This is a genomic window from Phaeovulum sp. W22_SRMD_FR3 (assembly GCF_052113705.1).
In the GTDB taxonomy this organism is placed as follows: domain Bacteria; phylum Pseudomonadota; class Alphaproteobacteria; order Rhodobacterales; family Rhodobacteraceae; genus JBGQOG01.
The window spans coordinates 269,523-288,357 of the sequence record NZ_JBGQOG010000003.1; the positions used below are offsets into that span (position 1 = coordinate 269,523).

Sequence of the window (18,835 nt, forward strand, 5' to 3'; positions counted from 1 at the left end):
GACCTGGGGAGGGCAGAATGGACGGCAGAAGCAAAATCGCGATCCTCGGCATTTATGTGGCCGACACCGCCTATACGGCGGCACGGATGCCCGCGAATGGCGAGACGATTTCGGGGTCGGGCTTTTCGCTCGGACCGGGGGGCAAGGGGTCGAACCAGGCGGTGGCCGCGGCCCGCGCCGGGGCGGGCGTGGATTTCATCTCCAAGATCGGCAAGGATGCCTTTGGTGACATGGCGTTGAAGATCTACGCCGAAGCCGGGGTCACCGCGCAGGTTGACGTGATGGAGGACATGCCCTCGGGCGCCGCCTTCATCTTCGTGAATGAACGGACCGGCGAGAATGCGATCATCGTCTATCCCGGCGCTGCGGGCACGATCACGGCTGCCGATGTCGAGCGTCAGCAAGAGGTGATCCGGCGCGCGGGCCTCTTTGTGACGCAGCTTGAGCAACCGGCGGATGCGGCGCTGCGCGGGCTGCAGATTGCGCGCGAGGCCGGTGTGGTGACGGTATTCAACCCGGCCCCCGCCAATCCGTTTGATCCGGCGGTCTATCCCCTGTGCGATTTCATCGTGCCGAACGAAACCGAAGCCGCCGCGCTGGTCGGTTTTGAGATCACCACCGATGAGGAGGCGCGCCGGGCGGCAGAAATTCTGGTGGCCAAAGGGGTCGGCACTGCGCTGATCACGCTGGGCGGCCGGGGCGTCTATGTGCATGGGCGCGGCATCAGCCAGCGGGTGCCCGCCGTGGCGGGCGGCGAGGTGATCGACACCGCCGGTGCGGGCGACGCGTTCATCGGCGGCTTTACCGCCGCGCTGGCCGAAGGGCGCGACGTGATTGCCGCCGTGCAGTTCGGCTGCGCCACCGCGGGCATCGCCGTGACGCGCCGCGGCACCGCCCCCGCGATGCCCAGCCGCGCCGAGGCCCTCGCGCTGTTCAATCAGGCCTTTCAGGAGGCTGACGCATGAGGCGCGATGATCCGGTAAAATACTTCTTCATCTGGCCTGCTTTCTTGATCGTGCTGGCCATCGCCATCTTTCCGTTGATTTTCTCGCTGGCCAACAGCTTTACCAGCTATCGGCTGGTGCCGCCCTCACCGCAGCGCTTCGTGGGCGTGGCCAACTATGTTGATCTTTTGTCAAACCCGCGCTTCTGGCACACGGTCCGCACCACGGCGCTGATCGCTCTGACCTCGGTGGCGCTGCAATATGTGATCGGCTTTGCCATCGCCGTGGCGCTGGCCCGGCGCGTGAAGGGCGTTGAGTTTTTCCGCGCAAGCTTTCTGATCCCCATGCTGGTGGCGCCGGTGGCCGTTGCCCTTGTGGCGCGGCAGATCCTGAACCCCTCTCTTGGTCCGCTGAACCAGCTGACCAGCCTGTTTGGTTTTTCCAACCTGCCCTTCCTCACCGATGCCAAATGGGCGCTGGGATCGCTCATCGCGGTTGAGGTCTGGCAATGGACACCCTTCGTGATCCTGCTGTTGCTTGCGGGCCTGCAGGGGCTGCCCGACGATGTCTATGAAGCCGCCGAACTGGAGCAGGCGAGCGGCTGGCAACAGTTCTGGAGCATCACCTTTCCGATGATGCTGCCCATCTCGGTGGCGGTGGTCTTCATTCGCATCGTGGAAAGCTTCAAGATCATCGACACCGTTTTCGTAATGACCGGCGGCGGTCCCGGCATCGCCACGGAAACACTCACGCTCTTTGCCTATCAGGAGGGGTTCAAGAAGTTCAATCTGGGCTACACTTCGGCGCTGTCCTTCCTGTTCCTGATCGTCGTGATGATCCTGAGCATGATCTATCTGGCACTGCTCAAGCCCTATCTGGAGAAGTACAAATGAGCGTGCGCAGCCTGCGCGGCCGTGGCCGCATGATCGCCTTCGCCGGATGTCTGCTCTGGTTCGTTCTCACGATTTTCCCGATCTATTGGGTGGCGATCACCTCGTTCAAATCGCCGCGCGATGTGGTCAGCGGGCCGACCTATCTGCCCTTCGTGGACTTCATGCCGACGCTGAATGCCTGGCGCGATCTTCTGAGCGGGATCCGGGGCGAGTTCTTCTCGACCTTCTGGTCCTCGGCGATCATCGCCCTGTCCTCCTCGGTGCTGGCCACGCTGATCGGCACGATGGCGGCCTATGCGCTGGTGCGGTTTGAATTCCGCGTGCGCATGATGTCGGGCGTGATCTTCTTTGCCATCGCCATGGGCGGTTTTCTCGGCCTGCGGTTCGGGATGCACACCGGGCCTGCCGTGGCCTCGATCCTGGCCTTTGCGGTGGCGCTTGCGGTCTCGGTCATCGTCAACCGCTACAAGCTGCCGGGCAAGGTGCTGGGCAATGAGGATATCGTCTTCTGGTTCGTCAGCCAGCGGCTGTTCCCGCCCATCGTCGTCGCCTTCGCCCTCTATCTGCTCTATTCCGAGATCGGCAAACTCGGGTTCAAGCTGAACGACACCTATACCGGCATGTGTCTGGCCTATATCGCCTTTTCGCTGCCCATCGTGATCTGGCTGATGCGGGATTTCATCATGGGCCTGCCCGCCGATGTCGAAGAGGCGGCGCTGGTGGACAATGTGCCGCAATGGCGAATCTTTTTCGGCATCGTGCTGCCGATGGCGCGGCCGGGGCTGATCGCCACCTTCGTGATCATCCTCGCGTTCACCTGGAACGAGTTCTTGTTCGCGCTGTTCCTGACCAACAGCAAATGGCAGACGCTGCCCATTCTGATCGCGGGGCAGAACAGCCAGCGCGGCGATGAATGGTGGGCGATTTCGGCCGCCGCGCTCGTCGCCATCATTCCGATGATCATCATCGCCGGGCTTCTGGGGCGGCTGATGCGCTCGGGGCTGCTGGCGGGGGCGGTGAAATAACCACGTCACCAATAATCTCAGAGTGGAGCTGAGATTTCTTCAGGGAGGAAGACCAATGAAAAGAACGTCAATGCTGCTGATCGGCACGGCGATGCTGTCTCTGGGCGCCGCACAGGGCGCGCTGGCACAATGCTCGCCCGATTACACCGGGGTCGAGATCACCGCGACCACCCAGACGGGCCCCTATATCGCCTCAGCGCTGGCGCTGGCGGCGAAGGGCTGGGCCGAGAAAACCTGCGGCACCGTCAAGGTTGTCGAATTCCCGTGGTCCGAGCTTTACCCCAAACTGGTCACCACGCTGACCAGCGGCGACGATTCCTTTGACGTCATCGCCTTTGCCCCGGCCTGGGCGCCGGACCTGACCCCCTATCTGACCGAAATGCCCGCCGCGATGCGCGAAGGCAGCGCCTGGGACGATATCGCGCCGGTCTACCGCAATGCGCTGATGGTCTGGGATGGCAAGGTGCTGTCGCAAACGATGGACGGCGACGTGCACACCTACAGCTACCGCATCGACCTGTTCGAGGATGCCGACAACAAGGCCGCCTTCAAGGAAAAATACGGCTATGATCTGGCCGTCCCGAAGACCTGGACGCAATATCTCGACATCGCGGAATTCTTCCAGAACCAGGGCAAGGGCGTTTATGGCACCGCCGAGGCCTTCCGCCGGGGGGGCCAGCAATTCTGGTTCTTGTTCAGCCATGTGGCAGCCTATGCGGCACATCCGGACAATCCGGGCTCGATGTTCTTTGACCCCGACACGATGGATGCACAGGTCAACAACCCGGCCTGGGTGCGCGGGCTGGAGGAATATATCCGCGCCTCGAAACTGGCACCGCCCTCGGCCCTGAACTTCTCGTTCGGCGAGGTCAATGCGGCCTTTGCCGGCGGGCAGGTGGCGGAATCGATCGGCTGGGGCGATACCGGCGTGATCGCGGCAGATCCCAAGCAATCCGTGGTCGCGGGCAAGGTGGGCTCGGCCGTGCTGCCCAGCTCGGATGAGGTCTACAACTACAAGACCAAAACCTGGGACAAGTTCGACGCGCCGCTCGAAACCTCCTTCATGGCCTTTGGGGGCTGGCAAGCGGCGGTGCCGCAATCCTCGACCAAGCAAGAGGCGGCCTGGGATTTCATTTCCTACCTGACCAGCCCCGAAGTGTCGGGGGAGGCCACCGTGACCGGGGGCACCGGGGTGAACCCCTACCGCATCTCGCACACCACGAACATGGACCGCTGGTCCACGATCTTCTCGGACCGCGAGGCGCAGGAATATCTGGGCGCACAGAAATCCGCGATCACGGCCAAGAACGTGGTGCTCGACATGCGTCTGCCCGCCTATTTCTCCTACACCGAGATCCTCGAGATCGAACTGTCGCGCGCGCTGGCGGGCGAGGTCACACCGCAAGAAGCGCTGGATAAGGTTGCCGCCGACTGGAACGAGCTGACGGATTCGCTCGGCCGGGACAGCCAGCTTGCCGCCTATCGCAACGCCATGGGTCTGCCCGCCAAGTGAGGGCGCAATGACCAAGGACAGGGCCGTGCAAAACGGCCCTGTCACCGCGGGGGCGCTGCTGCCCTCGCCATTCAGAAGCAAAGACGACGCGGGGCACATATGGCTGGCATTAATCTCAAGGGAATCCGCAAGGCTTATGGAGAGGTCGAGGTGATCCCTTCGATCGATCTGCAGATTGCGGATGGTGAATTTGTCGTGCTGGTCGGGCCGTCGGGCTGCGGCAAATCCACGACGTTGCGGATGATCGCGGGGCTGGAGACCAGCTCGGGCGGCCAGTTGTTCATCGGCGACAAGGACGTTACCGACCTGCGCCCCGGCCTGCGCAACTGCGCGATGGTGTTCCAAAGCTATGCGCTTTACCCGCATATGACGGTCCGTGAAAACATCGGCTATGGCATGAAGGTGCGCGGCGTGGACAAGGCAACCGCGAAGGAAGCCGTCGGGCGCGCGGCACAGATCCTGAACCTGACCGATTATCTTGATCGCAAACCGGCCGCACTGTCGGGCGGACAGCGCCAGCGTGTGGCCATCGGGCGCGCCATCGTCCGCGACCCCGATGTTTTCCTGTTCGATGAGCCGCTCTCCAATCTGGATGCGAAACTGCGGGTCGACATGCGGGTCGAGATCAAGCAACTCCACCGCCGCCTGAAGACCACCATGGTCTATGTGACCCACGATCAGGTCGAGGCGATGACCATGGCCGACCGCGTGGTGGTGATGCGCGCCGGGCGCATCGAGCAGGCGGCCGATCCGATCACACTCTATGAGCGGCCGGTGAACCGCTTTGTGGCGGGATTCATTGGCGCGCCGAGCATGAATTTCATTCAGGGCAAGATCGTTCTGGCCAACGGCAGTGCCGCCTTCGAGAGCCGGGAAGGGCAGCGCATCACCCTGCCGCAAGACCGTGCGGCAATCCTTGCCGACTATGTGGGCGAGGCTTTTGAACTGGGCATCCGCCCCGAGCACACGGCGCTGGCGCAAGACGCCGCCGCGCATATGTCCCTGCGCGTGATCGAGACGGAACCGCTCGGCCCGCACACCCTCGTCATCGGCGAAATTGAGGGCGAGAAGTTCACGGCACAGGTTCATTCCTCGGTGCGCCCCGCGCCGGGCGACATGATCCCCCTGACGTTTGAAACGGAAAAACTGCACCTCTTTCGCGCGGTTGATGAACGCGCCATTCGCTAAAGGATCCTTCAGATGACCGCATCACCGCACCGGACCGCAGGCATTATTGTCCTGGAAGCCTATGAATATGTTCACCTTGACCGTCAGGCAGACTATGAAGCCGCGGGCATCGTGATTGACGCGATCTGTGCCGACGCCGAGCCGGGGATGCTGGTCCATGCCCTGAGCCAGGTTGGCACGGCAAAGGGTGTCGTGACCTATCGCTGGCTGGAGGTTTTTCAGGGCCTGCCGCAGTTGCGGGCGCATCTGAACAGCCCGCATGTGGCCAAACATGTGTCGGCATTGCAAGAGGGCACCCTCGCGGCACCGACGGATCTGGTGATCTATGGCGATGTATCGGCCGAAGACCGCGCCACGCTCTCCGCCGAACTCGGCCCTGACCGCGTCACTTTCAGTGCGACGGTAACCTCGTTCTTTCGGCAAGCCGAGGGCTGAGCCCCCGGGGCGCGGGGACAGATCTGCGGTTTTGTACGCGGCCGCAGGGCGACCTTCGCCGCCCGGCGCCGCCGGACCGGCCCGATCGGTATCATCTGCAGATGACGGCCAACCTCCCGCCGCCGCGCGCGCAGCGAGGCCCGTGATCGTCAGAAGACCGCCCCGCGGGCCGGGCCTGCGGCCTTGCGCATCCGCGCGGCAACCACGAAGGGAAGGCGCGATTGCCGGTGGTGGTCCCGGATCCCGTGAGCGCATACCAGCCCGACAGAGGGGCGCAAAAGGCCCGCTCCCCGCCCATGCATCGGGTGACGACCTTCCCCCTGCGGTGATCTGATCTCAACCCGCGGGCATCCGGTACCCGGGCGTGGAATCCGACAGGGCGCGTTCGTCATCGTCCATGTCTTCGGGTATCTCCGCGAAAAGCGGGGTCGACAGATAGCGCTCGCCGGTATCGGGAAGCATGGCCAGGATAACCGCGCCTGCCTCGGCCTGCGCGGCAACCTGCATTGCCACCGCGAAGCTGGAACCGCCCGAAATGCCGGTCAGGATACCCTCGCGCGCGGCCAACTTTCTGGCCCAGGCGATGCCATCCGCAGCCGCCACCGGGATCAAGGCGTCATAGCCGCCGTTGTCCAGCGCCTCCTGCAGCACGAGCGGAATGAAATCAGGTGTCCAACCCTGAATTGCATGGGGGGCGAAGGCCGGGTGGCTGCCCGCAGGCGCGCCATCCGCGCCACGCTGCTGGGGAACACCGCTGGCGATCATCGCCGCATTTGCGGGCTCGCTCAGGATGATTTTCGTCTCCGGCCGCTCTTTGCGCAACACGCGGGAAAGCCCGGTGACCGTGCCGCCCGTGCCGAACCCCGTCACCACGTAATCCAGCCGACCACCTGCGAAATCGTTGATGATCTCGCGCGCCGTGGTCGCTTCGTGGATGTCGGCATTGGCGGTCGTCTCGAACTGGCGCGCCAGGAACCAACCATGCTTTTGCGCCAGTTCAACCGCCTTGTTGTACATGCCCGTGCCCTTCTCTGCGCGGGGCGTCAGCACCACTTTCGCCCCCAGCATCCGCATCAACCGCCGCCGCTCGACAGAAAAGCTTTCGGCCATTGTCACCACCAGCGGATAGCCCTTTTGCGCACAGACCATCGCCAGACCGATGCCGGTGTTGCCGCTGGTTGCCTCGACAACCGTCTGACCCGGCTTCAGCGTGCCCGCGCGCTCCGCCGCCTCGATGATGTTCAAGGCCAGCCGATCTTTCACCGATGCCGCCGGGTTGAAAAACTCGGCCTTGACGTAGAGGCGGACACCCTCGGGCGCGAGGTTGTTGATGCGAATGACGGGCGTGTCGCCCACCGTTTCGAGGATGGACTCGAACAGGCGTCCGCGTCCCTGCGTCGTCCGGATCGTGGTGGCGGTCATGGTGGTCTCCCTGCTTTGTCGCCGAATCGCGCGGCACATGGCCATTGCCCAATTGCTGTCGAGTATAGGGGCATCCGGGGTGGCGCGCTTGCCGCAGATCCGCAGATCCCGCGCCGCAGCGCAAAAACCTGCGGGACAGGGGTCCGCATGGCGGTGGTTTTCGGCACACATCGGCACCGGGGCCCGGTCATCCCTGCCCGCTGGCGAAGGCACCCGGCGAGAGGCCCGCGTGTCGGGCAAAGGCCATTCCGAAGGCGCTGGCGGATCCATATCCCACCCTCAGGGCGATCTCGGTATTGGTCAGCCCGCCCTGCCGCAGCAAGGTCTTGGCAAGCGCCATGCGCCAGTCGGTCACATATTCCATCGGCGCGCGGCCTACCTGCTTGCGGAAGCGTTCAAAGAAACCCGACCGCGACATGCCCGCCGCCTTTGCCAATGCGGTCACGGACAGGGCATTGCCCGCCCCCGCGTGGATGCGCTGGAGGGCGCTGGCCAATTGCGGATCTGCAAGGCCGCGCAGTAGCCCCGGCGGCAAAGCCGCCGCGGGACCCGAGCGCAGGGCCTCAATCAACAGTACCTCCAGCAGACGCTGCAAAACCATCTCGCGTCCCGGCCGCGCTTCACGGGTTTCCTCATGGATCACCGGGACCAAAGCGCTCAGACGGTCCTGGCCCGACACATGGATCATCTCGGGCAAAAGCGACACCAGCAGGCCACGCGCCGGCGTGTCAAACCGGCAATGCCCGACCAGCGCGCGGATATCCACCGGCGCGCCGGACGGCCCCAACCGGAACCTTCCGGGGCCGGTTTCCAGCGGCAGCCGCGGCACATGCGGCGGCGGCGGCACGGCGCTCGACATGGTGAAACCCTGCGCATGGGGGATCAGCACGAAATCGCCCGCCTTCAGCGTGACGGGATCGCGCCCGGTGATCTGAAGCTGGCAGCACCCTTCGACAAGCGCACAGTAAAAGGGGCTGGCCATGTCGCGGCGCTCCACCTGCCATGGGCCTCCGGCCTCGACCATCTTGGAAATCGAGACCGCGGGGTTGAGCAGGGTAACGACACTGGAAAGGGCATCTGCAGCGCTGTCGGGCATGAATCTGGACGTTCGATGAAAGATTGCGGACCCATGCATATAGAACGACCAGCGCCTGCCGTCTATCTCTGCGTCTTGAGAGACAAGGAGGTCTGAAATGCCCCGAACCCGCATCACCGGCTGTTCCTCCGGTTTCGGCCAGGGCATCGCCGAGCCGTTCCACGATCAGGGATGGCAGGTCATCACCACGATGCCCCGCCCCGCCGCCGCAGGGCGGCCCGCCTCTGACCGTCTGCAGTCGCTGCCTCGCGATGTGACCAACCCCGGGAGCGTCGCGACAGCGTGACCTTCGCCCTCGCCCCCACCCAACAGGAAACGCCCAGATGAACAGACTGATCAACCATGCCCGCGCGCTGCCGACACCCGCGCCCGAGACCACCGTGGCCTATACGCCGATCCGGCTGCCGATGCCGGGGCGCCAAGAGCTTGAGCTGCGTCTGACCGCCCCAGCGGCGGGCACCAACCTGCCCATCGTGATCCTGTCACATGGCTTTGGTCCCTCGCGGTATATCCCCTCCAAGGACGGTTACGCCCCGCTTGCGCAATTCTGGGCCGAACGCGGGCTGGCGGTCATTCAGCCAACGCAGGCCAGCTCGCGGATCGGCGGGCTGGACCCCGATCTGCCGAATGGGCCGTTCTTCTGGCGTGAGCGGGTCCTCGAAATACGCGCCATCCTCGACCAGCTGGCCGAGGTGGAACGGCAGGCCCCCGCCGTCGCCGGACGGCTGGAGCATGGCCGGATCGCCGTGGCCGGGCATTCCTTCGGTGGTTTCACCTGCAGCCTGCTGCTGGGCGCGCGCCTGCAGGGCGAGGATTTCTCTGATCCGCGCATCCGTGCCGGTGTTCTCCTGGCCACGCCGGGCCGGGGCGGTGCCGATCTGACACCCGAAAATGCCGAACGCTTTCCGTTTTTCGATGTGGACTTCAGCGGAATCCGCGTGCCGACCCTCGTGGTCTGCGGGGCGGAGGACAATCCGCATTTCACCCCCCGTGGCCCCGAGTGGCACGCGGATGCCTTTCACGACGCACCCGGTGCCGATGCGCTGGTGACGATCAACCGCGTCGGCCATGGCTTGGGAGGGATCGCGGGATGGGACGCGCGCGAAACCGAAGCCGAAGACCCGGACGCGCTGGAAGCAACCCGTCGGCTGACGCTGGCTTGGTTGCGGAGCCGGTTTGACATCGACCCCGCGGCCTGGACGCACTGCCAGTCCGCCCTCAGGGAGCGCGCGTCAACCCTGGCCGAGATTGCCCTGCGCCCCCTTGCCGCGCAATCTTGAACTGCGAAGGCGGGCCCTGGCGCCCGCCGGAAGCCCGCTGCCCCGTCGGCGCGAGAACCGCCCCGATAAGCCCGGGTGGCAGGTCAACAAGGCGCGCTCAGAACTGGGCGTAGCAGAGCACCCAGATCGACAGAATGACCGCCGTTGTCAGGAAATACCCACGGTTCCAAACCACCCCGACATGCCGCGCGCTAACCTCGCCAAAGGATCCGACAAGCAGCGTTGTCGCCGTGAAGGGAGAGGTCACGCCGGACAGGGCCCATCCGGCAGCAATGGCGACCACGATGGCCGTCGGCGCGACGCCGAGGGTTTCAGCCGATGGAATAAGCGGCGCCATCAGCGTTACCGCCAGGATGGGGTTCATGCCGATCTGGCCCGCCAGCGGAATGAGCCAAACGCAGAGCACAAGGAAGACGGGCGTGGGCAGGAGCGACAGATCAACCCCGAAAGTTGCGAGAACGGGCCCCAGAAGCGCGGCGCCGAGCGTTCCGATATATCCCGCCATCATCAGCAGCACGACTTCGCCCTTCACCTCCGGCAATTCGGTGAAAACATAGCCCTTCAGCCAACTGCGTATCCCGGGAAGGCCCGGTGTCCCAGACACATCCGGGCGCCCTTGCAGAATGGCCCAAAGCGCGGCCACCACCGGCACGATCAGAATGACCAGGCCCACGACATGGATGCCGGTCAGCAGATAGAGCACCGCGACACTGCCGAGGATGACCCCCAACAGGATGATCAGCGGCGACATTAAGAGCCAGCTGCCCTCCGGGCGCTGCCGTGAGGGCGCGGGGACTGAAAGCTTGGGCTTGAAGATGGTGTCCAGCGCCCAGCCGGTCCCTGCCATCAGGACCGAAGTTATCATGCCGGGAAGGGCCACGGTGGCCCAGCTCGTGCCCGGGATCAATGCCGTCGTGATGGCGATTGCAAACGACAAGGGGGACCAGGGCAGGGTCGAGGCAAACCCACGCTGTATGGCCAAGAGCATCCGCCGCCTGCGGTGCTGCCGAATTTCCGCATTCTGTTCCGTTCCGGCGCTGGCCCTCGCCAGACCGCCGAGCAGGGCGATGGCCCCGTAATTGAGGACAAGCGCGAACATCTGACCGCCGAATGTCAGCGCCAGATAGCGGCGGCCCGGAGGTTGCCGGGCCAGAAACCGGCCAGCCTCCTGTATTGCCGTTGAGCGCTGCGCCACGCTGCGCAGGCTCGCAAGTGCGCAGAAAAAGGCCCCGATGAACGCCGCCTTTTGCAAACCGGCGAGCGCATAACGCCCCCAGTCGGCTGTTTGAAATGCCAGGGCGACGGTCAGGGCGACGCCGACAACGACGAAACATTGCCTCCCGCGCCGGACTTGCGGGGTTAGAACGATCAGCAATGCAAGGGTAAGGTAAGGCAGAACGCGGGACACCGCGGCACCTGCCCCCCATTCCACCAGTATCATGCCAACGGTGACGCACATCAGCCCAAGGCCGTTCACCCCCGCCAGCATCCGCGTCATATGTTGCTATCCACAAGAAATGGCCCCAGGTCGCGTTGATAGTGCATAATCCTGCCCAGCTGCGCCACCCTTACTTTAAGGCCAAAGGCGGGCGTCCGGCACCTCCGGCGCAAGCGCTATGGCTGTCAAAACCGCCCCCGTGCGGCGGAACCGCACGCGAAAAGCTGCGTAGGGGCAAGCTGCAAGCGCACCGAACCGGGACGCATTCTGGCGCTGCCGGACCAGAACCACGCACCTGCGCCCAGCCTTGACCGGGGACAGATCAGGGACGCCTTGCCGCCACGCTCTGCCGCAAAATCTGAAACCACGCATCAGAGTATCCCGCTGGCGCAGAGCGGCGGCGCACCTTTCGCGGAAGGGTCAGATGTCATGCAAACCGGGCCATCGCCGCAAGCCTGACAACGGCCCGCCCCAATCCGCTTTCCAAAGCGGGGCAGACGGGGTAGGCATCACGATCATTGCAGGTTTGGGGCAGATCATGGCGCAGAACGCCACCATTTACAAAGTTGAACTCTCCGTTTCCGACATGGATCGTCACTATTACGAGACCCATAAACTGACGGTGGCCAAACATCCCTCCGAGACGGATGAACGGCTGATGGTGCGCCTGATCGCCTTTGCGCTGAATGCCCATGAGCATCTGGAAATGACCAAGGGCCTGTCCACTGATGACGAGCCGGACATCTGGCAAAAGAGCCTGAGCGGAGAGCTGGACGTCTGGGTGGCGCTGGGACTTCCCAGCGAAAAGGTGATGCGGCAATCGTGCAACAAAGCCGCCAAGGTGGTGGTCTATCCCTATGGCGGCCGGACGGCCGAAATGTGGTGGGACAAGATCAAAAGCAGCACAACCCGGTTTGACAACCTTCAGGTGATCAGTTTCTCCGAGGCGGACACCGACGCATTGGCCAAACTGGCCAGCCGCGCGATGAAGCTGCAGGTCAATATTCAGGACGGCGAGGTGATGGTCAGTGTTGATGATCGCATCACCTATGTGACCCCCGTCGAATGGAAAGCGGCGGCCTAGCACCGGGACCTGTCAGCACGCCGCGACCGCGCATCTTTGCCGGTTTTGTGCACGGCGCCCGCGCGGGTGACGGGCTTTCCGGCGGCAATTGTGATGTTGACCCGGCGCAGCTTTCCAGCCGCGCGGCGGCGATCTGCGGCGCGCCTGAGGCGTGAAAGCTGATCGCCGCGCGGCAGACCGCCTCGAACGTCACCGGCCTCGGGGCGCGTCCCCGACCAAGCCGAAGCACATGTGGCGCATGGTCAGCGCCACCCCCGGCCACAGCTCAGCCGAGCGCCGCCGCCAGGGCCTTGCGTTTGATCTTGCCAAAGCCGTCGCGCGGCAGGCTCTCCCGGAACAGGATGGCCTTGGGCGTCTGCGCCGGCCCGAGGTCCCGCGCGCAAAAGGCGATATAGGGCGCGGCGACGGGCAGCACCCCGGCCCGCAGCACCACACAGGCCACCAGCTTTTGCCCCCATTCCCGGTCCTCGACACCAAAGGCCACCGCATCCAGAATGTCCGGGTGCTGCAACAGGCGCGCCTCAATGGCCTCGGGGTGGATCTTCACGCCCCCGGTGTTGATCACATCGTCGCGCCGCCCCCCGAGATAGAGGTAACCCTCGGCATCCAGCCAGCCGGTGTCGCCAATGCTCTGATACCCCTCTCTGTCGCGCAGAGGCTGCGGCGCATCAGACCCCAGATATTCACTTCGGCCCGCCAGATCATCGGGGCGCATGAAGATCTCGCCCGATTGTCCGGCCGCCACCCGTCCCTCAGGCCCATAGATCCGGATGTCGGTTTCAAAACCCCGGCCGACCGAGCCGCGATGCGTCAGCCATTCCGTGCCCGAAATCACCGTCTGGCCGGTATTCTCGCCAGAGCCATACATTTCAAAGACCCGCTCCGCGCCCAGCTGCGCAATCCATGCCGCCTTCAGCCAGTCTGCGCAGGGCGCACCGGTGTGGTAGAGGGCGTGCAAGCTGCTCAGGGAAACCCCGCTGCCCGGCAGTGCATCCAGCATCCGCACCATCATCGTCGGCACCAGCATGACAAATCCAACCTGATGTTGCGCAATCACCTGCAAGGCACGGCCCGCGTCAAATCGCTCCATCAGCACCAGCTGATTGCCCTCAAACAGGCCGTTCTGTGCCCAGGTGAAGGGCGCGTTATGAGACATCGCGGCGCAGACAAGCTGCACCTGATCGGTACGGAACCCCAGGCGCGGCGCCACCCGCCCCCAGCTTTGCCCCGGCACCCGCACAAAGGGGCGTGCATCCGCCATCATCTTGGGCAAGCCGGTAGAGCCGCCCGACAGGACGATCTTCCCGGGCAGCGAGATCTGGTCAGGCACAGGCGTGTCGGGCTGCCCGGCCGCCCGCTGCGCAAAGGCCGCCAGCGTGACATCGCCGACGCCCGCCCCTTCGGCAATGATCAGCGCGGCGCCGCTGCGCGCTTTCATCTGCGCCGCCAGTTGTGGCGAAAGCGCGGGGTCCATCACCAGTGTCGTGGCCCCCAGCCGCCAGATTGCCAGCGCCAGCACCAGATGCGCGGGGCCATTGCCCAAGGCAAATCCCACAATGCTGCCCCGCCGCACGCCCAAGGCCACAAGCGTATGGGCATAGCGGTTGCAAAGCCCATCCATCTCGGCCCAGGTCAGGGTCTGCGCGGGCCCGGCCTGCGGCACAAACACCACCGCCACCTGCGAGGGCCGCATTTGCGCTATGGCGCGCAACCGCGCCCCATAGCTGATGGCAGCGTCGCTCATGTGTCTATCCTCAGCTCAGGCGCTTTCAAACAAGATGTCTTGCGCGCCGCTCCACAGCACCTTGGTGCCGATCTCCATCAACCGATCCAGATTGGATGTGATGGTGATGAAATGGTTGCCCGCCAACTGCCCCATCTTGGAGGAAAAACTGACACCGCTATAGGCCAGCAAGATTTCCGTTTCGCTGATCCCTCCCGGATACAGCAGGAAATGCCCCGGCGCCGGATGGCTGGTGTGGTTTTCGTAGCCGACGCCAAATTCGGTATCGCCGAGCGGAATCCAGACCCCCTCGCCGCTCCAGCGCACATGCACGACCTGACTGCGGTAGGGCAGTTGCGCGCGGAAGGCCGCAACGGTTTTCGGCGCCGCCTCTTCGAATTTCGCGTCAAAGACAATGCCCGCGATGGTAATTTTCAAGTCAGTCATAGGTACCTTCCAAGGTTAGTTGATCAGCCCGACGATGCGGGGCAGAAACAGCGACAGATCCGGAACAAAGGTGACGATCACCAGCATGACGAACAGGCCCAGCAGGGGCCAAATCAGTTTGCGCGCCACGGTCATCACCGGGCGGCCCGCCACGCTGGCCGCCACGAACAACGAGACGCCATAGGGCGGCGTCACGGTGCCAATCGCGCAATTCACCACCACCAGCAGTGAGAAATGAACGGGGTTGATGCCGAGCTGCAAGGCGATCGGCAACATGACCGGGACGAGGATCAGGATCGCGGCGATGGTTTCGAGGAACATCCCGACCACGAGCAAAATCACATTGGTGATCAGCAGGAATACCAACGGGCTTGAGGAGACCTCGCTCAGCCATGCTCCCAGCATTTGCGGCACATTGGCATTCGCGATCAGCCAGGAAAACACCGAGGCTGTGCCAATGATCAGCATGACCGCAGAGGACAGCGAAACCGTGCGCAAAATCAGGCCCGGCAGGCTGGCAAGCTTGAGATCGCGGTAGATGAACGCCCCGACGAGCGCGCCATAAAAACCCGAGACGGCGGCGGCTTCGGTTGGGGTGAACACCCCGCCCAGAATACCCCCGAGGATCAGCACCGGCATCCCGGCAGCGGGCAAGGCCGCAAAACCCGTCTGGCCCAACCGCCGCAGGGTGAAGGGCTGGCGCGTCCGGTAAGCCTCGCCGCCTTTGCGGGCGTGGACATAGGAGATGACCATCAGCATCACGATGCACATCAGCCCCGGCACGATCCCCGACAGGAACAAGGCCCCGATCGAGACATTGGAAATCACCGCGATCACCACCATCGTCAGGCTGGGCGGAATGATCTGCGCCATTGACCCGGCGCAGGCAATCACCGCAGCGCCAAAATCGACGTCATAGCCTTTGCGCCGCAGTTGCGGCTGCATGATTGCCGAGATCGCCGCCGTATCGGCCGAACCAGATCCCGAAATCGCCGCGAGTCCGGCAGCGGCGACACAGGCCACCTGCAGCAGGCTTCCCACCACCCAGCCGATCAACGCTGAGGCAAAGTCGACAATCCGCCGCGAGATGCCGCCCGCATCCATGATGACCCCGGCGAAAACGAAGAACGGAATGGCCATCAGCGTAAAGGAATTCAGCCCCGCGAAGACCCGCTGGCTGACGATACCCACCGGAACGTCGGTGGTGGTGACCAGCGCCAAGACCGCCGAAGCGCCCAGAACGAACACCACCGGCACGCCGCAGGCCAAAAGCGCCAGAAATGCACAGCCAATGACCAGCATCACAGAGCCTCCTCTTCATCCAATGTGATCGGGGGAAACGGGTCGGGCCAGCGCTGCACCAGCGACAATGCCAGTTCGCACAGCATGTAAAACGCACTGATCGGCAGGCAGAGATAGATGTATTGCATGGGAATGCGCAGCGTCGCCGAAAGCTGAAACGCCCCCATCCGCAGCAAGGGCAGGCTGCCATATCCCAGCACCAGCAAGAAGGCCGCCGACACCGCCACAATCGCCAGCAGGGCCCCCCGCTGCATCGGGCGCGGCAGCATCGCGGGCAGCAGGTCAATCGCCACATGCTGGCCGCGCGCCAGAGCGACCCCGGCCCCCAGCATCACCAGCCAGATCTGGGCATAGGTGGCAATTTCAGCGGCCTGCGCGATCGAGAAATTGAAAAGATAGCGCCCGGCCACCTGCACCAGCACCGCAGTCATCATGATGATGAACAGTAAAATCGCGGCGGCCGAGGCCAGCTGCCGCATTCGAAGACAGGCTCTTTCAAGCAGATAAATCGCGCGCATGGCATCATCCAATCGGGATGACCGGCGATCTGGGCGCCGCCGGTCATGAAGCGGTTGCGTTTATTTCACGGCTTCGATCAGCGAGAAGATCTGCTTTTGCGCATCGGTCTCGACGTATTTGGCCTGAATGTCAGCGGCAACGGCACGGAACGGCGCGACATCGGGCGTGGTCACGGTGACGCCCGAGGCCTTGATGTCCGACAGGCGGGCAAGATCGCTGTCGCGGTAGGTCTTGCGCTGGAATTTGCCTGCCTCAAGCCCGGCGGCGTCCAGTTCGGCCTGCGTTTCCGGCGGCAGGGCATCATAGGCGGCTTTGCCCATGATCACCGGCGCCACCAGTTCGAGCCAGCCGATCATCGCCCAATCGGGGGCCACCTCGTAAAATTTCTTGGCGTAGAAATTGGTGTTGGCGGCTTCGGCCCCGTCCACAACATTGGTTTCCAGCGCACCGTAAAGCTCGGTATAGGCCAGCGGCGTCGGGTTCGCGCCAAAGGCCTTGAACGTGTCGACATGCGCGGGGTTCTGCATCGTGCGGATCTTCAGCCCTGCCATATCTTCCATCTTGGTGATCGGCGTTTTTGTCATCACATGCCGCGTACCGGCCGAAAAGACCGACAAAAGGTGAAAGCCTTTGTCCTCCAGCGCGGCCTGCATCGCCGCCACCACGGCCGGATCGCTCAGCGCCCGGTCCATCTGCTCGGCATCCTGGAAGAGGAAGGGCAAGGAGAACACGGTCAGATCCGGCACGAAATTCGCCAGCGTCTCATTCGCGGTCACCGCGATGTCGACACTGCCCATTTGCGTGCCCTGAATGCTCTCCATTTCATCGCCCAGCTGGGCGTTGTCATAGACCTCGATCCGGGCGGCGCCGTTCGAGCTGGCATCGAGAATTTCCGCCATTTTGCGCAGGCCAAGTCCATAAGGCTCATCCGCATTGGCGTTGTGGCTGGCCTTGAGGGTGATGGTATCGGCCTGCGCAGTGGCAAAACCGCCCGCCGTGCCAAGCGCAGTGGCGCCCATCAGGGAGGAGACGATGAAATGTTTCAGAATCATGTGGTCTTCCTTGGATTGAGGGGAAAAGAATGGCGCCGTCAGGCACCGGTCGGCATTCCGGCGGGAATCCCGAGTGTCGCCAAAATCTGGCGCAGCTCGGCCTTGCGATCCTGCGGCAAGGGCAGGCGCGGCGGACGCGGGTCGCCCATCGGCTGACCGATCATCGCCATCGCCGCCTTGGTCGCCGAGACATAGAGATCGCCCGCCAGCGCATTGATGAGCGGCAGAGACCTGAGATAGATCGCCCGCCCCTCGCCGGAGCCGTCCACCGTTCGGGCGAACATCTGCGCCGAGAGTGCCGGCGCAATATTGGACATGACCGAGCTGTAGCCCTCGGCCCCCGCCAGATAGCTTTCCCAGGGGTAATAGCCGGCAAACACCGTCATGCGTCCCTGACACTGATCCAGCAGTTCGGTCACCCGATGCACGTTCTTCGACGTGTCCTTGATGTAGGCGATGTTCTCAACGCGCGACAACCGCGCCACCAAGGGCGCCGTCAGATCGATATTGGCGGTGAACGGGTTGTTGTAGAGCATCACCGGAATGCCGATCGCCTCGGCGATCCTGGTGAAATGCACCACCACTTCCTCATCGGTGGGCGAGGAGTAATAGGGCGGGACCACCATCACCCCATCGGCACCCAGCGCCTCGGCCTCTCGGCTCAGCGCGACGGCCTCCGCTGTCCATTCGGCGGCGGTGCCGATCAAGACGGGCACCCTGCCCGCCGCGGCCTCGATCACCGTTTGCGCCACGGCGCTGCGCTCATCCCGGGTCAGCGACAAAAATTCGCCGGTGCTGCCCAAGGGGATCAGCCCATCCACCCCCTCGGCGATCTGCCAGTCCACATAGCGGCGCAGCGCCGTCAGATCGAGCTGACCCTGCGCATCGAAGGGGGTGACGCAAACCGTATAGCTGCCTTTGAAGGTCATTGAGGTCCCTGCTTAGCGATTTTAGTTGTGATCAAATATTATTGCATTCAGGTTTCATTAGATCATTCCTTGAGTCAAGAAAAACACATCACCCCTCGGCGTGAACCGCGCCAGATCATCAGGAGAGAGCCATGCCCTTCATCGAAGTCATTGATCCCGCGTCGGCCCAGCAAATACGGGAAGTTGCGACAGAACGCATGACCCATGCTCTGTGCCGGGCCTATGGAATCAAGCCGGAAATCGTCACCTGCTATTATTTCTCGGCCCCCAACTATTCCTACGGACATGCTGGAAAACATGGCGAAAATGCCGAAAAGTTCCGCATCTTTATAAAAGTACATGCCTTTCCGCGCGCCCAAAATCTGAAGGAACGCGCAGCATCGGACATCACGGATGCGGTGTCCGATGCCTATGGCGTCGATGCGAAATCCGTCGTCCTGTATTTTTTCGACACGCAGCAAAGCGATGCATTCCACGCGGGTGTCGCCGCGACTTGACCGATCACCTGCGCGGTGGCTACAAGCTTCACAAAGATCAAATTTACA

19 protein-coding genes are annotated in these 18,835 nt (G+C 63.5%); 10 read left to right on the plus strand and 9 right to left on the minus strand.

Features of this window, described 5'->3' with window-relative positions:
- The first annotated feature begins 17 nt into the window (after positions 1 to 17).
- The 6 genes from ACEN2S_RS05680 (at position 18) to ACEN2S_RS05705 (ending at position 5,998) form a co-directional block, all read left to right on the plus strand.
- Positions 18 to 965 carry a ribokinase gene (locus ACEN2S_RS05680; protein ID WP_441863519.1) on the plus strand — a complete coding sequence of 316 codons (948 nt, stop codon included), beginning with the start codon at positions 18 to 20 and terminating at the stop codon, positions 963 to 965.
- Positions 962 to 1,837 (plus strand): carbohydrate ABC transporter permease, encoded by an 876-nt coding sequence (locus ACEN2S_RS05685; protein WP_441863522.1) that lies wholly within the window; start codon positions 962 to 964, stop codon positions 1,835 to 1,837. Before ACEN2S_RS05680 ends, ACEN2S_RS05685 begins: the two co-directional genes overlap by 4 nt.
- Positions 1,834 to 2,862, plus strand: a complete 1,029-nt coding sequence (locus tag ACEN2S_RS05690; RefSeq protein WP_441863525.1) for a carbohydrate ABC transporter permease — start codon at positions 1,834 to 1,836, stop codon at positions 2,860 to 2,862. Before ACEN2S_RS05685 ends, ACEN2S_RS05690 begins: the two co-directional genes overlap by 4 nt.
- 55 nt (positions 2,863 to 2,917) lie before the next feature.
- Entirely contained in the window at positions 2,918 to 4,375 is a 1,458-nt protein-coding gene (locus tag ACEN2S_RS05695) for an ABC transporter substrate-binding protein (protein ID WP_441863527.1), read from the plus strand.
- A 99-nt stretch (positions 4,376 to 4,474) separates the two neighbouring features.
- A complete protein-coding gene (locus ACEN2S_RS05700) occupies positions 4,475 to 5,563 on the plus strand; it encodes an ABC transporter ATP-binding protein (protein ID WP_441863529.1) in 1,089 nt (362 codons plus the stop codon).
- Between the two features lie 12 nt (positions 5,564 to 5,575).
- Positions 5,576 to 5,998, plus strand: coding sequence for a hypothetical protein (locus ACEN2S_RS05705; RefSeq protein ID WP_441863532.1), 423 nt, complete (start codon positions 5,576 to 5,578; stop codon positions 5,996 to 5,998).
- 336 nt (positions 5,999 to 6,334) lie between these two features.
- On the opposite strand, the gene ACEN2S_RS05710 is transcribed toward ACEN2S_RS05705, so the two are convergent.
- Together ACEN2S_RS05710 and ACEN2S_RS05715 are read right to left on the minus strand one after the other, a co-directional pair.
- Complete coding sequence (locus ACEN2S_RS05710) at positions 6,335 to 7,420, minus strand: PLP-dependent cysteine synthase family protein (protein ID WP_441863534.1); 1,086 nt, start codon at positions 7,418 to 7,420, stop codon at positions 6,335 to 6,337.
- 187 nt (positions 7,421 to 7,607) lie between these two features.
- Complete coding sequence (locus ACEN2S_RS05715; protein WP_441863537.1) at positions 7,608 to 8,516, minus strand: AraC family transcriptional regulator; 909 nt, start codon at positions 8,514 to 8,516, stop codon at positions 7,608 to 7,610.
- 97 nt (positions 8,517 to 8,613) lie between these two features.
- On the opposite strand from ACEN2S_RS05715, the gene ACEN2S_RS05720 reads away from it, so the two are divergent.
- Both ACEN2S_RS05720 and ACEN2S_RS05725 read left to right on the plus strand, forming a co-directional pair.
- The gene (locus ACEN2S_RS05720) at positions 8,614 to 8,802 is read left to right on the plus strand and encodes a hypothetical protein (RefSeq protein ID WP_441863540.1); all 189 of its coding nucleotides are present in this window, start codon (positions 8,614 to 8,616) and stop codon (positions 8,800 to 8,802) included.
- Between the two features lie 37 nt (positions 8,803 to 8,839).
- Positions 8,840 to 9,796, plus strand: coding sequence for an alpha/beta hydrolase family protein (locus ACEN2S_RS05725; protein WP_441863543.1), 957 nt, complete (start codon positions 8,840 to 8,842; stop codon positions 9,794 to 9,796).
- Positions 9,797 to 9,893: 97 nt separating this feature from the next.
- Here the strand turns inward: ACEN2S_RS05725 and ACEN2S_RS05730 are convergent, their stop codons facing one another.
- On the minus strand, positions 9,894 to 11,294 hold the full coding sequence (locus ACEN2S_RS05730; protein ID WP_441863546.1) for a hypothetical protein: 1,401 nt from the start codon (positions 11,292 to 11,294) through the stop codon (positions 9,894 to 9,896).
- Positions 11,295 to 11,772: 478 nt separating this feature from the next.
- Between ACEN2S_RS05730 and ACEN2S_RS05735 the strand changes: the two genes are divergently transcribed.
- The gene (locus ACEN2S_RS05735; protein WP_441863549.1) at positions 11,773 to 12,318 is read left to right on the plus strand and encodes a YaeQ family protein; all 546 of its coding nucleotides are present in this window, start codon (positions 11,773 to 11,775) and stop codon (positions 12,316 to 12,318) included.
- A gap of 265 nt (positions 12,319 to 12,583) precedes the next feature.
- Here the strand turns inward: ACEN2S_RS05735 and ACEN2S_RS05740 are convergent, their stop codons facing one another.
- Genes ACEN2S_RS05740 through dapA form a run of 6 tightly spaced genes read right to left on the minus strand, consistent with a single transcriptional unit; the run spans position 12,584 to position 18,290 of the window.
- Positions 12,584 to 14,062, minus strand: a complete 1,479-nt coding sequence (locus ACEN2S_RS05740; RefSeq protein WP_441863552.1) for an AMP-binding protein — start codon at positions 14,060 to 14,062, stop codon at positions 12,584 to 12,586.
- Positions 14,063 to 14,077: 15 nt separating this feature from the next.
- A complete protein-coding gene (locus ACEN2S_RS05745; protein WP_441863555.1) occupies positions 14,078 to 14,488 on the minus strand; it encodes a DUF3830 family protein in 411 nt (136 codons plus the stop codon).
- A 15-nt stretch (positions 14,489 to 14,503) separates the two neighbouring features.
- Complete coding sequence (locus tag ACEN2S_RS05750) at positions 14,504 to 15,790, minus strand: TRAP transporter large permease (protein ID WP_441863557.1); 1,287 nt, start codon at positions 15,788 to 15,790, stop codon at positions 14,504 to 14,506.
- A complete protein-coding gene (locus ACEN2S_RS05755) occupies positions 15,790 to 16,308 on the minus strand; it encodes a TRAP transporter small permease (protein WP_441863560.1) in 519 nt (172 codons plus the stop codon). The genes ACEN2S_RS05750 and ACEN2S_RS05755 overlap by 1 nt, the downstream gene beginning before the upstream one ends.
- A gap of 60 nt (positions 16,309 to 16,368) precedes the next feature.
- Positions 16,369 to 17,361 carry a TRAP transporter substrate-binding protein gene (locus ACEN2S_RS05760; RefSeq protein WP_441863563.1) on the minus strand — a complete coding sequence of 331 codons (993 nt, stop codon included), beginning with the start codon at positions 17,359 to 17,361 and terminating at the stop codon, positions 16,369 to 16,371.
- A 38-nt stretch (positions 17,362 to 17,399) separates the two neighbouring features.
- Complete coding sequence (gene dapA / locus ACEN2S_RS05765) at positions 17,400 to 18,290, minus strand: 4-hydroxy-tetrahydrodipicolinate synthase (RefSeq protein WP_441863566.1); 891 nt, start codon at positions 18,288 to 18,290, stop codon at positions 17,400 to 17,402.
- A gap of 131 nt (positions 18,291 to 18,421) precedes the next feature.
- On the opposite strand from dapA, the gene ACEN2S_RS05770 reads away from it, so the two are divergent.
- The gene (locus tag ACEN2S_RS05770) at positions 18,422 to 18,787 is read left to right on the plus strand and encodes a tautomerase family protein (RefSeq protein ID WP_441863569.1); all 366 of its coding nucleotides are present in this window, start codon (positions 18,422 to 18,424) and stop codon (positions 18,785 to 18,787) included.
- Positions 18,788 to 18,835: the final 48 nt, after the last annotated feature.